Genomic DNA, 13,631 nt, shown 5'->3' with positions numbered 1-13,631 from the left:
CGGCCGCGAAGGCTCGACCGCACTCGCGCATGCCCACCCGGCAGCGTCGAAGCGATCCGCCCGAACGACCTTTCTTGACTGACCACGATATCCGAACGAGGAGACTATGAATCCGAGCGACCTGCATCCGCCGCACTGGCAGCTTTCCGAACGCGCCCGCAAGCTGACGAGCTCTGCGATCCGCGAGATCCTGAAGGTCACGGAACGCCCCGAGGTCATCTCGTTCGCCGGCGGCCTGCCCGCCCCCGCGACGTTCCCGGCCGAGCGCATGCGCGCCGCCGCCGACCGCGTGCTGCGCGACGCGCCGGCCGCCGCGCTCCAGTACAGCGCGACCGAAGGTTACCTGCCGCTGCGCGAGTGGATCGCCGAGCGCTATAGCGTGCGCGTGTCGCAGGTGCTGATCACGACCGGCTCGCAGCAGGCACTCGACCTGCTCGGCAAGGCGCTTATCGATCCGGGCAGCCCGATCCTCGTCGAAACGCCGACCTACCTCGGCGCGCTGCAGTCGTTCTCGCTGTACGAGCCGCGCTACGTGCAGGTGCCGACCGACGAGCAGGGCCTGCTGCCGGAAGGCCTCACGCCCGAACTCACGCAAGGCGCGCGCCTCCTGTACGCGCAGCCGAACTTCCAGAACCCGACCGGCCGCCGCCTGCCCGTCGAGCGCCGCCGCGCGCTCGCCGCGTTCGCGCAGACGAGCCCGTTCCCGGTGCTGGAAGACGATCCGTACGGCGCGCTGAACTACCGCGGCGAGCCGCTGCCGACGATGCTGTCGATGGCGCCCGACCACGTCGTGCACCTCGGCACGTTCTCGAAGGTGCTCGCACCGGGCCTGCGGATCGGCTACATCATTGCCCCCGAGGAACTCCACTTCAAGCTCGTGCAGGCCAAGCAGGCCACCGACCTGCACACGCCGACGCTGACGCAGCGCATCGCGCACGAAGTGATCAAGGACGGCTTCCTCGACGAACACATCCCGACGATCCGCGAGCTGTACAGCGCGCAATGCGACGCGATGCTCGGCGCGCTGGCACGCCATATGCCGGAAGGCGTCACGTGGAACCGCCCGGAAGGCGGGATGTTCATCTGGGTGAACCTGCCCGCGCAGATCGACAGCATGAAGCTGCTCGCCGCGGCCGTCGACAACCACGTCGCCTTCGTGCCGGGCGCACCGTTCTTCGCGAACGATGCGCAGCAGAACACGCTGCGCCTGTCGTTCGTCACGGTGCCGCCCGAGAAGATCGAGGAAGGCGTAGCTCGCCTCGGCAAGCTGCTGCGCGAGCGCCTCTGATCCCACCCTTTTCCTGTCACGACTCTCTACGAGGAATCGAACGCATGGCTAACGTCTACGACAAACTGAAGTCGCTCGGCATCGAGCTCCCGACCGCCGGCGCACCGGCCGCCGCCTATGTGATGAGCGCGCAAAGCGGCAACACGGTCTACCTGTCGGGCCACATCGCGAAGAAGGACGGCAAGGTCTGGGCCGGCAAGCTCGGCGCGGATCTGCAGACGGAAGACGGCAAGGCGGCCGCACGCTCGATCGCGATCGACCTGCTCGCGACCCTGCACGCGCACACCGGCGACCTGAACAAGGTCACCCGCATCGTCAAGCTGATGAGCCTCGTCAACTCGACGCTCGACTTCACCGAACAGCACGTCGTGACGAACGGCGCGTCGGAGCTGATCGCGGAAGTGTTCGGCGATGCGGGCAAGCACGCGCGCTCGGCCTTCGGCGTCGCGCAGATCCCGCTCGGCGCGTGCGTCGAGATCGAGCTGATCGCCGAAGTCGCGTAACAGGCGCAGCGCGATGCCCGGTCATCTGGTCCGCTTCAAGCAGGTCGACGTGTTCACGTCGGTGCCGTTCAAGGGCAACCCGCTCGCCGTGGTGTTCGACGCCGATTCGCTCGGCGACGACGCCATGCTCGCGATCGCCCGCTGGACCAACCTGTCGGAAACGACGTTCGTCTGCACACCGACCGATCCGGAAGCCGACTACCGTGTGCGGATCTTCACGCCCTGCGGCGAACTGCCGTTCGCCGGCCACCCGACGCTGGGCACCGCGCATGCGTTCCTCGAAAGCGGCACGCAGCCGCGGACGCCGGGCCGGCTGATCCAGCAGTGCGGGGTCGGCCGGGTCGCGCTGCGCGAGCAGGCCGACGGCTGGGCGTTCGCCGCGCCGCCGGCACGCGTCACGCCGCTCGACCGTTCGGACTACGCGGCGCTGGCTGCCGCGTTGCGCAGCGACGCGATCGACCCGGATGCCGAGCCGTGCGCGGTCGACAACGGCGCGCCGTGGCTGGTCGTGCGGCTGAAGTCGGTCGACGCGTGCATCGGCCTGACGCCCGATCCGGCCGCGCTGGAAGCGCTCACGCACCGCTACGGCGCAGACGGCCTCGCGGTCTACGCGCCGCACGCCGAAGGCGGCCCCGCGACGTTCGAAATCCGCTGCCTGATGACGGGCGGCAACTTCGGCGTCGGCGAGGATCCCGTCACGGGCAGCGCCAACGCCGCGCTGGCCGGGCTGCTGACGCGGCAGGAACGCCGGCCCGGCAGGTCGTATACGGCCCGCCAGGGCACGGCGATCGGCCGCGACGGCCGCATCTTCGTCAGCTACGACGAAGACGGCACGACGTGGATCGGCGGGCACACCGTCACGGTCGTCGACGGCACGTTCAGGTCACCTGTCTGACATTTCGCGATGTGCGATGGCGCCGGCCCGTCCGGCGCCCCTCCGATTCGCCCAACTATCGCAAAAACGTTCCAGCCAGTAATATCGGGCCTAATCCGTTGTTTCGGAGGTCTGTCCATGGTTGCGCATCCCGCGGACGAACAGACGCCGGAGCGACCCCAACCATAGCCGGCCATCCCGACGGATGGCGCACGCGAGCAGGACGCCACCCTCTTCGATGAGCTCCGCCCGGTCCAACCCTACGCCGCCGACCCGGCCGCTGCGCGCACCGCGCAAATCGCGCCGGCGCGCGCTATTCGCGATCCCGCTGCTCGGGATGCTGGCGCTTGCGCTGCTGTGGGCCGTGATCGTCGCGCGTCTGTCGGTGGAGAAGGACAGCGCGTACAAGGAAGCGGCAGCGTCCGCGGCGATCCTGTCCTCCGCGCTCGAGCAACATACGGTCAAGGCGATCCACCAGGTCGACCAGATCACCCGCTTCGTGAAATTCGAGTTCGAGAAGTCGCCCGCGCGCTTCAATCTCGCGAGCGCCGTCGAGAAAGGCGTCGTGCCGAGCGACACGCTGATCCAGGTGTCGCTCGTCAACGCGAAGGGCATCCTGTTCGCGAACACGGCCGAGCTCCATCCGCAGCCGATCAACCTGGCCGATCGCGAGCACTTCAAGGTCCACCTCGCGCACAACGACGACCGCCTCTACATCAGCAAGCCCGTGCTCGGCCGCGTATCGAGCCACTGGACGCTGCAGATGACGCGGCGCCTGAACAACCCGGACGGCAGCTTCGCGGGCATCGTCGTCGTGTCGGAAGACCCGAGCTACTTCACGAACGACTTCTACAACAACGCGGCGATCGGCAAGGAAGGCGTGATCGCGGTCGTGTCCGACACGGGCACCGTGCTCGCGCGGCGCACGGGCTCGCTCAGCAACGCGCCGGGCGCGTTTTCGGCGTCGGGCGTCTACCCGATCGCCGAGCGTGTGACGGGCACGATCATCGACCCGATCGACGGCGTGACGCGCATCGTGTCGTACCGCCACCTCGACGGCTACCCGCTCGCGGTGATGGTCGGGTTGTCGCAGACCGAGGAATTCGCGGATTACTACCACACGCGCAACGTCTACCTGCTGATGACGAGTTTCATCACGCTCGCGATGCTCGCGTTCTTCGGCGTCGCGACGGGCCTGATCGGCAAGCTGCTCGGCCGCGAGCGCGAAATGACCCAGCTCGCGGAATACGACCTGCTCACCGGCCTCGCGAACCGCTATGCGACGCTGCGCGGGCTGCGCAACGATGTGGCGATGCCGGCGAGCCTGTCGCGTCTCGGCCTGCTGTTCATCGATCTCGACAACTTCAAGACCGTCAACGACACGCTCGGCCACAACGCCGGCGACATCGTGCTGCAGATGACCGCGTCGCGCCTGTCCGATGCGGTCGGCGACGAGGGCTCGCTCGCGCGCATCGGCGGCGACGAGTTCGTCGTCGTGATGAAGGGCGACGACGTCGAGCGGCGCGCGGTGCGGCTCGCCGAAGCGATCATCCGGATGTTCGGCGAACCGTTCGACGTGCGCGGCAGTTCGTTCGTGCTGCATGCGAGCATCGGCATCGCGCTGCACACCGTCGCGAACGAAAGCGAGATCGACCTGCTGAAGAAGGCCGACCTCGCGATGTACAGCGCGAAGGACGCCGGCAAGAACTGCTACCAGTTCTATGCGCCGCACCTGTCGCACCGCGCCGACCACCTGATGCGCTGGGAACAGCAATTGCGCGTCGCGCTCGCCGAGGGGCAACTGTTCCTCGCGTACCAGCCGAAGATCGACCTCACGCACCGCTACATCACCGGCTTCGAAGCGCTCGCGCGCTGGGATCACCCCGAGCACGGGATCATTTCCGCGAACGAATTCATTTCGATCGCCGAATCGACGGGCCTGATCGTGCCGATCGGCGACTTCGTGATCCGCACCGCGTGCGAGCAGATCGCGCGCTGGCGCGACGAGGGCCACGACACGCTGACGCTCGCGGTCAACATTTCGCCCGTGCAGTTCTGGCGCGGCGACCTGATCGAGACGATCTCGCGCACGCTGCAGGAAACCGGCATCGACGCGAACCGGCTCGAGCTCGAGATCACCGAAACCGCGATGATGGAATATCCAGAACTCGTGTCCGAGAAGATCGTCGCGCTGAAGAAGCTCGGCATCCGGATCGCACTCGACGATTTCGGCACCGGCTATTCGTCGCTGTCCTACCTGCACCGCTTCTCCGTCGACACGCTGAAGGTCGACCGCTCGTTCGTGCAGGCGATCCCGAACGATCGCAGCGTATGCGTGATGGTGTCGTCGATCGTGCATCTCGCGCGCTCGCTCGGCCTGACCGTCGTCGTCGAAGGCACGGAAACCGAGGAGCAGATCACGTGGCTATCCGCGCTCGGCGAGATCGAGGCGCAGGGCTTCCTGTTCTCTCGCCCGGTGCCGGCCGACGCGATTCCCGCGCTGATCGCGCGCTTCGGCGTGCGCGGCGACCATCCGAACGTCATCGCGCACCGCGCGACCGGCAGCACGGGCGCCTGAGCGCACCGCGGCCCGACCGCGGCGTGCGTTGCGCACCGCCGCAACTGTTGCGTTTTCCGATCCGATAGTTAGGTTCATTAACTAGCGTTTCCGCGCATGGCGGTGTCACGACGCGCGGCGGACAATCGGGAGGGCCACCGTATCGGCGGGCCGCCGGAAAGCCTACACGCACGAGATCCGGCTCCTGCGCCAGAACCACATTCATGACAACCGTCGAAATCGAAGCAACCGCTCGTGTCGAAGAGGCACAGGCATCCCTATGGACCTTGTTCAAGGTCATCGCCGGCATTTCTGCGATCTCGTGGGGCGGGCTTTCGATGATGGCGCAACTCGAACGCCACTACGTGGAACGGCTGCAGCGCATCGAACCGCACGTATTCGGCGATCTCGTCGCGCTCGCCTGGCTCGTGCCGGGGCCCGTCGGCTGCAATGTTGCGGTGCAGGTCGGCCAGACGCTGCACGGCCGCGCCGGCGCATGGGTCGCAGGTATCGCGAGCGTGCTGCCGTTCTCCATACTAATGACGCTGTTCGCGATCTTCTATCGCACGCCGCTCGTGCGCTCGCTCGCCGCGCCGGTGCTGATCAATCACTTCGGGATGGTGCTCGCCGCACTGATCGGCGTCACGTGGGTCAAGCAGTTGCGCACGCTCGCGCGCACCAGGCTCGAACAGGTGATCGCCGCGCTGTCGACGATTCTGCTCGCTTTCGCACATAGTCCGGCCGCTTTCGTCGGGATTCTTTTCGCTGCGTTTGCAGCGGGTTGGCTGACTGGGCCGCCGCAACGCGATGCGGTCGATTTCAGGCTGTCGACACGCGACCGCAACCTGCTCGTGCTGCTCGGCGTGCTCGTCGTGCTGTTCGCGGTGCCGCTGCCCGGCGATTACCAGGAGCAACTGCTGTGGCCCCGCCTCGCGGGCGCCGGCATGACGCTGTTCGGCGGCGGCTTTTCCGCGCTGCCGGTGCTCAAGACGCTGTTCGTCTCGCCGGCAACGGGCATCTCCGATCACGACTTCACGCTGGCGTTCGCGCTGTCGCCCGTAGCGCCGGGGCCGCTGCTGAACGTCGTGCCGTTTCTCGGCTACCTGACCGACGGCTGGGTCGGCGCGTTGTTCGCAACGGCCGCGCTGTTCATTCCGTCGGGTTGTCTCGTCGTGTTTGCGCAGAACCACCTGTCCCGGCTCAAGCGCCATTCGCGCTTCGAGCACGGGATGCGCCTGCTGCGCGCGGCGACGACGGGCTTTCTCGTCGTCGCCGTCGTGAAGATCCTGCATCGCGAGCCGGCGGACCCGATCTACTGGCTGACGGGTGCGTTCGCGACGCTGTGCTTCACGCGCTTCAGGGTGCCCGTCTATGCCGTCTATGGCGCGGTCGCGGTTGTCTGCGGCGTGTGGCTGTTGGCCGCCGCGCGCTGACGGGCGGCCGCCACCCCGCCGGACTCGCCCGGCACTAACCGGCACCGGGCGACTTCAACCCGCCTGCATCGCGACCCGGCGTGCCATCCAGCGAGCGCGCAGCGCGTCGTACGCGAGGTTGAAGCAGAACGTGTACGGCAGGAAGAACAGCACGATGCCAAGATCGAGCAGCAGCGCCTCGACGAGGCTCACGTCCAGCCACCACGCGGCAACCGGCACCACCATCGCGACGAGGCCGAGCTCGAAGACGACTGCGTGCGCGATCCGCATGCCGAGCGTGCGCGACAGCCCCGCGCGCCGCTCGAAGCGGTCGAACAGCGTGTTGAAGGTCATGTTCCAGGCCATCGCGATCAGCGACACCATCACCGTCAGCACGCCGACGTGCGACACCGGCATGTCGAGCAGCCACGCGCCGATCGGCGCGCACAGCGCAATCGCGATCAGCTCGAACGTCAGCGCATGCAGCAGGCGTTCCGTCACCGTTTTATTCATCTGTTTCATGGTTCCCTCCGATTCGTTGCTTCATTCATGCCGATCATTTTGATCGGTGTAACCGTATGAATCCAGTTTGATATCATCGGTTTTACCGATACAACAAAGTCCGGAGCGCCACATGCGCCACGCCCCCGAAGCCCTGCTCGCGTTCGCCGAAGCCGCGCTGCTCGGCTCGTTCACGGCCGCCGCGCGCAAGCTCGGCAAACGCCAGTCGACCGTGTCGGAGGCGATCGCGAACCTCGAGATCGATCTCGGCGTGCAGTTGTTCGACCGCTCGACGCGCGCGCCGACGCTAACCGACGCCGGGCGCGCGCTGCTGCCGCAGGTGCAGCGCACGCTCGAGGCCGGCGCGGCGATCGACCGCACGGCCGCGCGGCTCGCGCGCGGCGAAGAAGCGCGGCTGACGCTCGTCGTGTCCGATACGTACCAGTCGAAGCGCTACGAGGAAACGTTGATGGCGCTCGAACGGCGCTTTCCGGCGCTCGAGCTCGAATGCCAGATCGCCGAGCACGAGGACGTGCTCGACCTGATCCAGCAAGGCCGCGCGCAGCTCGGACTGATGGCCGCGCGCGCGGCCTACCCGGCCGATATCGGCGCGGCGACGGTGGCGGAGGAATCGGAGATCGGGCTGTTCGTCGGGCGCACGCACGTGCTTGCCGAATACGGCGATGCCGACGTGCCGCACGCGGCGCTGCGCGACGTGCGCGAACTGCGCCTCAATACCTATGTGAAAACGGAAGGCCGCGGCGCCGACGACCGGATCGTCGTCGGCACGCAGCGCTGGCTGGCGCCGAGCTATCTGATGCTGCTGGAGATGGCCGTGCTGGGATTCGGCTGGGCCGAGCTGCCGCGCTGGATGGTCGACCACTTCGCGCGCGATCGCCTGTGCGAACTGCACGCACGCGGCTGGCCGCGCCGCGTGCGGGTGGATGCCGTATGGTCGCGCAACCGGCCGCTCGGCCCGGCCGGCTCCTGGCTGCTCGACGCGATGCTGGCCGCATAGCGGCGCGTGCCGGCGCGCCCGCGGTTGGCGCCGGACGGCGCCGGAAGATCAGAAGCCGCGCGACAGCACGGCCGCACCGATCGTGACGACACCGAGCACGAGATTGACGACGACGAGCAGGCGCACCGCGTTCACCGCGCGCGCGCCGTCCGGCCAGTTCTGCGCCTGCACCGCGCGGCGGATGCGCGGGAACAGCGCGAAACGGATGTGCCCGAAGATCAGCATCATCACGACGCCGAGCCCGGCCATCGCGTGCAGCGACCATGTCGCGTGCGCGCCGCCGAACTTCATGAGCAGGAAGCCGCCGGACAGCAGGATCACGATCACGGAACCCGCCACCCAGTTGAAGAAGCGGCCGAACACGCCCTCGATCAGCGGCAACCGGAGCTGCGGCGACAGGTCGGACAGTGCCGGACGCAGGCAGAAGTTCGCGAAGACCATCCCGCCCACCCACACGGCAACGGCCAGCAGATGAAGAAACAGCGCGACGGCAACAGCGTGGGACATGGCGACAATCCTGTGATGGGTTCGGTGCAGCGAACGGCCGCGTCGCACGCGGCATCGAACGTCGTTCGACCGCCCCGCCGCCGCGCGGTTCAGACCCCACGCGCGATTTCACAATATTTTGCAAGTTCCGCGTGACGGCGCCACGCTTGCTTACCCGGATCCGCGGTCCAAAAGAAAAGGCCGCACGTCCGCCGAAGCGGAGGTGCGGCCTTCGTCGCGGCCGAACCGGGCGATCGCGCGGCGTCAGCCGAGCAGCGGACGCAGCTCGTTGACGACCTTGAGCTTCGACTCCGGCGCGCGGCCCTTGCGTGCGCGCTTGCCGATATGCGGCGCGAGCCCCGCATACGACAGCGTGTCGTCCTGCGCCTTGCCGCCACGGCCGGTGCCGATCAGCACGACGCCCGCCGGATCGATCGCGAGGGCCTGCACGAGCGTTTCCTTGTCGTCGAGCGCCATCAGGATCACGCCGCGGCCGCCGCCGGACAGCGTCTTCATCTCGTCCATCCCGAACACGAGCAACCGGCCGCCGCTCGACAGGCACGCGACCTGCGTCGCGTTCGGCAGCACGGGCATCGGCGCGAGCGGCACCGCGCCCGTGTCGATCGTCATGAACGACTTGCCGGCCTTCACGCGGCTCACCATGTCGCCGACCTTCGCGAGGAAGCCGAAGCCGTTGCTCGATGCGAGCAGCAGTTGCTGGTCGGCCGGCGCCGCGTAGTAGTGCATCAGGTGCGAGCCCGATTCGAGCTCGATCAGCGACGTGACCGGCACGCCGTCACCGCGCCCGCCCGGCAGCACCGACACGTCGACCGAATACACGCGGCCGCTGCTGCCCCACGCGATCAGGCGATCGGGCGTGCGGCACTGGAACGCCGCGTACAGATGGTCACCGGCCTTGAACGTGAAGCCGGCCGGGTCGAGCCCGTGGCCCTTCAGCGCGCGCACCCAGCCCTTCTGCGACACGACGACCGTCACCGGCTCGTCGACCACCTTCGCCTCGAAGGTCGCGCGCTTTTCCTGCTGGATCAGCGTACGGCGCTCGTCGCCGTACTGCTTCGCGTCGGCCTCGATCTCCTTGATCATCAGCCGCTTCATCGCGCTTTCGTTCGCGAGCAGTTCCTCGAGCTTCGCCTTCTCGTCGCGCAGCGTTTCGAGTTCCTTCTCGATCTTGATCTTCTCGAGCCGCGCGAGCTGGCGCAGCCGGATTTCGAGAATGTCCTCGGCCTGCCGGTCGGAGAGGCCGAACGCGCTCATCAGCGCGGCCTTCGGCTCGTCCGACTCGCGAATGATGCGAATCACCTCGTCGATGTTCAGGAAGACGATCATCCGTCCTTCGAGGATATGGATGCGGTCGTCGACCTTGCCGAGACGGTGGCGCGTGCGCCGCGTCATCGTCAGCTGGCGGAATTTCACCCATTCGTCGAGGATCGTCAGCAGGCCCTTCTGGCCCGGCCGGCCGTCGGCGCCGATCATCACGAGGTTCAGCGTCGCGTTCGATTCGAGGCTCGTGTACGCGAGCAGCGTGTTCACGAATTCCGTCTGGTCGATCGTGCGCGACTTCGGCTCGAACACGAGCCGCACCGCCGCTTCCTTGCCCGACTCGTCGCGCACCGCGTCGAGCAGGTCGAGCATCGCCTTCTTCGTGTTGAGCTGCTCGGGCGTCAGCGTCTTCTTGCCGAGCTTGAGCTTCGGGTTGGTCAGTTCCTCGATTTCCTCGAGCACCTTCTGGCCCGACGTGCTCGGCGGCAGCTCGGTGACGACGAGTTGCCACTGGCCGCGCGCGAGATCCTCGATCTTCCAGCGCGCGCGCACCTTCAGGCTGCCGCGGCCCGTTTCGTACGCCGCCGCGATTTCCGTGTCGCTCGAAATGATCTGGCCGCCGCCCGGGAAATCCGGGCCGGGGATCAGGTTCATCAGTTCCGCGTGCGAAAGCTTCGGATTGCGGATCAGTGCAACCGCCGCGGCCGCGACTTCGCGCAGGTTGTGCGACGGGATTTCCGTCGCGAGGCCGACCGCGATGCCCGACGCGCCGTTCAGCAGCACGAACGGCATGCGGCTCGGCAGCGTCTTCGGTTCATCGAACGAGCCGTCGTAGTTCGGCATGAAGTCGACCGTGCCCTGGTCGATCTCGTCGAGCAGCAGCTTCGCGATCGGCGTGAGCCGCGCTTCGGTGTATCGCATTGCGGCCGCGCCGTCGCCGTCGCGCGAGCCGAAGTTGCCCTGCCCGTCGATCAGCGGATAGCGCAGCGAGAAATCCTGCGCAAGACGCACGAGCGCGTCGTACGCCGACTGGTCGCCGTGCGGGTGGTATTTACCGAGCACGTCGCCGACCACGCGCGCCGACTTCACCGGCTTCGCGTCCGGGCCGAGGCCCATTTCGTTCATCGCGAACAGAATCCGGCGCTGCACCGGCTTCTGGCCGTCGCACACGTCGGGCAGCGCGCGGCTCTTCACCACGCTGACCGCGTAGCTGAGATACGCCTGCTCCGCGTAGTTGCCGAGCGTCAGCGCTTCGGCGTCCGGTGCGTCGGACCCGGCGAAGAGATCGGAAGTATTGTCGTCCATCTGAATTCCGTATTCGTAAGTGGCGTGAGGCCGGGCCGGGCGTCATGCCCGGCCGCGCGCGGGCGCTAGCGTGGTGTTCGGTGCCGGGCGGTTCCGACGTGCCGGCGGATTCGTGCTCGTGGCAACGCGCAAACCGCGGCGATGCCCGATGGCATCGCGAGGATTTGCAACGCCGCCACGGGTGCGAAGGCGCAGCACACCAGTACCGATCGGTGCCGAACACTGCATTAGATGTCCGCTTCGACGTCGTTGCCCTTTTCCTCGAGCCAGCCGCGCCGCGCGGCTGCCTCGCCCTTGCCCATCAGCATCGTCATCCGCGCGACGGTCGCCTCGTAGTCGAGCTCGCCGAGCTTGATCGGCATCAGGCGGCGCGTGTCGGGGTTCATCGTGGTGTCCCAAAGCTGCTCTGCGCTCATTTCGCCGAGCCCCTTGAAGCGGCTGATGCTCCATTGCGTCTCGCGCGCGCCGTCCTTGCGCAACTTGTCGAGGATCGCTTCCAGTTCGCCGTCGTCGAGCGCATAGAGCTTCTGCGCGGGCTTCTTGCCGCGCGCGGGCGCGTCGACGCGGAACAGCGGCGGCCGCGCGACGTACACGTTGCCGCGTTCGATCAGTTGCGGGAAATGCTTGAAGAACAGCGTGAGCAGCAGCACCTGGATGTGCGAGCCGTCGACGTCCGCGTCCGACAGGATGCAGATCTTGCCGTAGCGCAGGTTCGACAGGTCGACGGTGTCGTCCGGGCTGTGCGGATCGACGCCGATCGCGACCGAGATGTCGTGCACCTCGTTGTTCGCGAACAGGCGGTCGCGCTCGGTTTCCCACGTGTTCAGCACCTTGCCGCGCAGCGGCAGGATCGCCTGGTATTCCTTGTCGCGGCCCATCTTCGCGGAGCCGCCCGCCGAGTCGCCCTCGACGAGGAACAGCTCGTTGCGCGCGATGTCCTCGGTCTCGCAGTCGGTCAGCTTGCCGGGCAGCACCGCGACGCCCGAACTCTTGCGCTTCTCGACCTTCTGGCCCGCGCGCGTGCGCGCCTGCGCCTGCTTGATCACGAGTTCGGCAAGCTTCTTGCCGTGCTCGACGTGCTGGTTCAGCCACAGTTCGAGCGCGGGACGCGAGAACGACGACACGAGCTTCACCGCGTCGCGGCTGTTCAGGCGTTCCTTGATCTGCCCCTGGAACTGCGGATCGAGCACCTTCGCGGACAACACGAACGACACGCGCGCGAACACGTCTTCCGCGAGCAGCTTCACGCCCTTCGGCTGCAGGTTGTGCAGCTCGACGAAGCTCTTCACGGCCTGGTACAGGCCGTCGCGCAGGCCCGATTCATGCGTGCCGCCGGCCGGCGTCGGGATCAGGTTCACGTACGACTCGCGCACGAGCGAGCCTTCCTCGCTCCACGCGACGACCCACGATGCACCCTCGCCCTCGGCGAACGTATCGTCGCCCGAACGCGAATCGGCGAAACGCTCGCCTTCGAACAGCGGGATCAGCAGCTCGCTGCCGTTCATTTCGTCGAGCAGGTAGCCGCGCAGGCCGTCCTCGTACTTCCACGTCTGGCGCTCGCCGGTTTTCTCGTTGACGAGCACGACTTCGACGCCCGGCAGCAGCACGGCCTTCGAGCGCAGCAGGCGCTGCAGTTCGCCGAGCGGCAGGTTCGGCGAATCGAAGTACTTCGGATTCGGCCACACCTGCACGCGCGTGCCGGATTTCTTCTCGCCGCGGCCCGCGCTCTGCGTCACGAGCGGCTTCACGACATCGCCGTCGGCGAAGCCGAGCTCGGCGATCTTGCCGTCGCGCCAGACCGTCACGTCGAGGCGCGTCGCGAGCGCGTTCGTCACCGACACGCCGACGCCGTGCAGGCCGCCCGAGAACGTATAAGCGCCGCCCGCGGCCTTGTCGAACTTGCCGCCCGCATGCAGGCGCGTGAACACGATCTCGACGACCGGCACGCCCTCCTCGGGGTGCATGCCGAACGGGATGCCGCGGCCGTCGTCCTCGACCGATACCGACTGGTCGGCGTGCAGCGTGACCGTGATCTGCTTGCCGTAGCCGCCGAGCGCCTCGTCGGACGCGTTGTCGATGACTTCCTGGATGATGTGCAGCGGATTCTCGGTACGGGTGTACATGCCGGGCCGCTGCTTGACCGGCTCGAGACCCTTGAGCACCTTGATCGATGCTTCGCTATAGGCCGCGCTGGGTTTCTTCGTTGACATAGGCGCTGAATTTCGTCATTCATCGGGACGTTGTCCACACCTCGTGTGGATAACGTCGTGGACAAAACGTTGAGTTCCGTAAAAAAGCGAATCGAAACAACGGTGTGCTTGGACTGCTCCGAAAGCGGGCGCGCGGCGTGCTGCGCTACCCGGGACGCGCGGTATTTTACTGGTTCCGCGTGGCACGCCAATCGCG

At 67.1% G+C, this 13,631-nt stretch carries 10 protein-coding genes; 6 read left to right on the top strand and 4 right to left on the bottom strand.

Annotated elements, in window-relative coordinates; genetic code table 11:
• Positions 1–106 precede the first annotated feature (106 nt).
• The 5 genes from OEJ37_RS31500 to OEJ37_RS31480 all read left to right on the top strand — a co-directional run bounded on the left by OEJ37_RS31500 (position 107) and on the right by OEJ37_RS31480 (position 6,655).
• On the top strand, positions 107–1,288 hold the full coding sequence (locus tag OEJ37_RS31500; protein WP_174418161.1) for a PLP-dependent aminotransferase family protein: 1,182 nt from the start codon (positions 107–109) through the stop codon (positions 1,286–1,288).
• Between the two features lie 44 nt (positions 1,289–1,332).
• Positions 1,333–1,791: a RidA family protein gene (locus OEJ37_RS31495; protein WP_006478174.1), complete on the top strand. Its 459-nt coding sequence runs from the start codon at positions 1,333–1,335 to the stop codon at positions 1,789–1,791.
• A 13-nt stretch (positions 1,792–1,804) separates the two neighbouring features.
• Positions 1,805–2,686: a PhzF family phenazine biosynthesis protein gene (locus OEJ37_RS31490; RefSeq protein WP_263348745.1), complete on the top strand. Its 882-nt coding sequence runs from the start codon at positions 1,805–1,807 to the stop codon at positions 2,684–2,686.
• A gap of 217 nt (positions 2,687–2,903) precedes the next feature.
• On the top strand, positions 2,904–5,243 hold the full coding sequence (locus OEJ37_RS31485; protein ID WP_174418159.1) for an EAL domain-containing protein: 2,340 nt from the start codon (positions 2,904–2,906) through the stop codon (positions 5,241–5,243).
• Between the two features lie 203 nt (positions 5,244–5,446).
• Positions 5,447–6,655 (top strand): chromate transporter, encoded by a 1,209-nt coding sequence (locus OEJ37_RS31480; RefSeq protein ID WP_174418158.1) that lies wholly within the window; start codon positions 5,447–5,449, stop codon positions 6,653–6,655.
• Positions 6,656–6,709: 54 nt separating this feature from the next.
• Here the strand turns inward: OEJ37_RS31480 and OEJ37_RS31475 are convergent, their stop codons facing one another.
• Positions 6,710–7,156, bottom strand: a complete 447-nt coding sequence (locus OEJ37_RS31475; RefSeq protein WP_175919283.1) for a multidrug/biocide efflux PACE transporter — start codon at positions 7,154–7,156, stop codon at positions 6,710–6,712.
• Between the two features lie 112 nt (positions 7,157–7,268).
• Here OEJ37_RS31475 and OEJ37_RS31470 point away from each other — a divergent pair, with 112 nt between their 5' ends.
• A complete protein-coding gene (locus tag OEJ37_RS31470; RefSeq protein WP_263348738.1) occupies positions 7,269–8,153 on the top strand; it encodes a LysR family transcriptional regulator in 885 nt (294 codons plus the stop codon).
• Positions 8,154–8,201: 48 nt separating this feature from the next.
• On the opposite strand, the gene OEJ37_RS31465 is transcribed toward OEJ37_RS31470, so the two are convergent.
• From OEJ37_RS31465 to OEJ37_RS31455, 3 genes are all read right to left on the bottom strand, one after another.
• Positions 8,202–8,660: a CopD family protein gene (locus tag OEJ37_RS31465; protein ID WP_174418155.1), complete on the bottom strand. Its 459-nt coding sequence runs from the start codon at positions 8,658–8,660 to the stop codon at positions 8,202–8,204.
• A gap of 243 nt (positions 8,661–8,903) precedes the next feature.
• The gene (gene parC, locus OEJ37_RS31460; protein WP_174418154.1) at positions 8,904–11,225 is read right to left on the bottom strand and encodes a DNA topoisomerase IV subunit A; all 2,322 of its coding nucleotides are present in this window, start codon (positions 11,223–11,225) and stop codon (positions 8,904–8,906) included.
• 227 nt (positions 11,226–11,452) lie between these two features.
• Entirely contained in the window at positions 11,453–13,435 is a 1,983-nt protein-coding gene (locus tag OEJ37_RS31455; RefSeq protein ID WP_174418153.1) for a DNA topoisomerase IV subunit B, read from the bottom strand.
• Positions 13,436–13,631 lie beyond the last annotated feature (196 nt).

Source organism: Burkholderia sp. BKH01 (assembly GCF_025685725.1).
Lineage (GTDB): Bacteria > Pseudomonadota > Gammaproteobacteria > Burkholderiales > Burkholderiaceae > Burkholderia > Burkholderia pyrrocinia_C.
This window is presented reverse-complemented; position numbering and strand designations above follow the sequence as displayed.

What these genes read in the sequence shown, in the direction of transcription:
- OEJ37_RS31500 (WP_174418161.1), top strand. Translation starts at nt 107, where the DNA reads ATGAATCCGAGCGACCTGCATCCGCCGCACTGGCAGCTTTCCGAACGC.
- OEJ37_RS31495 (WP_006478174.1), top strand. Translation starts at nt 1,333, where the DNA reads ATGGCTAACGTCTACGACAAACTGAAGTCGCTCGGCATCGAGCTCCCG.
- OEJ37_RS31490 (WP_263348745.1), top strand. Translation starts at nt 1,805, where the DNA reads ATGCCCGGTCATCTGGTCCGCTTCAAGCAGGTCGACGTGTTCACGTCG.
- OEJ37_RS31485 (WP_174418159.1), top strand. Translation starts at nt 2,904, where the DNA reads ATGAGCTCCGCCCGGTCCAACCCTACGCCGCCGACCCGGCCGCTGCGC.
- OEJ37_RS31480 (WP_174418158.1), top strand. Translation starts at nt 5,447, where the DNA reads ATGACAACCGTCGAAATCGAAGCAACCGCTCGTGTCGAAGAGGCACAG.
- OEJ37_RS31475 (WP_175919283.1), bottom strand. Translation starts at nt 7,156, where the DNA reads ATGAAACAGATGAATAAAACGGTGACGGAACGCCTGCTGCATGCGCTG.
- OEJ37_RS31470 (WP_263348738.1), top strand. Translation starts at nt 7,269, where the DNA reads ATGCGCCACGCCCCCGAAGCCCTGCTCGCGTTCGCCGAAGCCGCGCTG.
- OEJ37_RS31465 (WP_174418155.1), bottom strand. Translation starts at nt 8,660, where the DNA reads ATGTCCCACGCTGTTGCCGTCGCGCTGTTTCTTCATCTGCTGGCCGTT.
- parC (WP_174418154.1), bottom strand. Translation starts at nt 11,225, where the DNA reads ATGGACGACAATACTTCCGATCTCTTCGCCGGGTCCGACGCACCGGAC.
- OEJ37_RS31455 (WP_174418153.1), bottom strand. Translation starts at nt 13,435, where the DNA reads ATGTCAACGAAGAAACCCAGCGCGGCCTATAGCGAAGCATCGATCAAG.